The sequence below is a fragment of the Megasphaera sp. AF13-6AC genome (assembly GCF_027685385.1).
Lineage (GTDB): Bacteria > Bacillota > Negativicutes > Veillonellales > Megasphaeraceae > Megasphaera > Megasphaera micronuciformis.
Genome location: NZ_JAQCUN010000249.1, coordinates 1 through 1,065 on the forward strand (window position 1 = coordinate 1; position 1,065 = coordinate 1,065).

At 50.1% G+C, this 1,065-nt stretch carries 1 protein-coding gene and 1 pseudogene; one reads left to right on the forward strand and one right to left on the reverse strand.

The features are described 5' to 3' along the window. Positions 1-301: pseudogene (locus PGX78_RS08595) on the forward strand (xanthine phosphoribosyltransferase); the annotation flags it as partial. 99 nt (positions 302-400) lie between these two features. On the opposite strand, the gene PGX78_RS08600 reads toward PGX78_RS08595, so the two are convergent. Next, positions 401-1,065: metallophosphoesterase family protein (locus tag PGX78_RS08600; protein ID WP_270446544.1), on the reverse strand; the 665-nt coding region annotated here is incomplete at its 5' end.

The window sequence follows — 1,065 nt, forward strand, 5'->3', positions numbered from 1 at the left end:
ATACATGACGGATATCTACTCCTATACGAAAGAAGAAACCTATCGTGCCTCTATTAGTCGTGACTATATTAAGGCAGGCGAAAAAATCCTCATTGTAGACGACTTCCTGGCCAGCGGGGCGGCAGCTATAGGACTGGCAAACTTGGTCGAGCAGGCGGGAGCTACCGTAGCCGCCATCGGCATCGTCGTGGAAAAATCTTTCCAGCCGGGAAGAAAACTTTTGGAAGACCGAGGATACCGAGTAGAATCCTTGGCACGAATTGAAAAATTTGAAGATAACAAACCCGTATTTGTAGAATAAGGGAGAAGGAAAAACAGGGCCTCTCATTGAGAGAGCCACAAAAAGGACGCATGCATAGCATGCGTCCTTTCTTCATCTCCTACTAACTTCCTCCACGACCTACTTCCGAATCTCAGCCGTATCAAGCAGGGTGCCGTCAGGCAAGAAGTATTGGAAGCGGATGGTGTCGGCAGTGGCTTCCATCGTCATGTAGTTGTCCGTTTCGGGCTGGGGCGGTACGTAGAGGTCCAAGGCATGTTGTTTCCACAGGCTCGGATAGCGTACGTCGCCGGCGACTCCCGTAAGGAGGTAAAGCGGACCCGATTCGTCTCTGACAAAATTTTTGATATGGCCGCGGTTACGGTAGGTGTGCAGGTGGCCCGTCAGGACAGCGTCTACGTTATAGGTGTCGAAGATGGGCATAAAGACCCGACCTTCGTCGCTAAATCCTTCTTCTCGCGATTCGGGTCGTGTGGTCGGATTGAAGGCGTAACGGAGTACGTCTTTATGCATGAGGACGATTTTCCATTTTTTCATCGTGCTTTTCAGGTCGTTAATGAGCCAAGCCGTTTCTTCGTCTAAAAGGGTAGGCTCGAAGTCTTTCAGTTCTGTAAACTGTGTATCCATAACGGTAAAGTGAATATCCCCGTAGTCGAAGGAGTAGAACTGGTTCGGGTATTTGGACAGACCGTTTTTCGGCAAGTCGAAGAGGGTCGTGTATGACACGGGCATGTGCATATTCCAGTCCAAGTCGTAGGTTTCGTGGTTGCCGTCCAAGGGGGCCA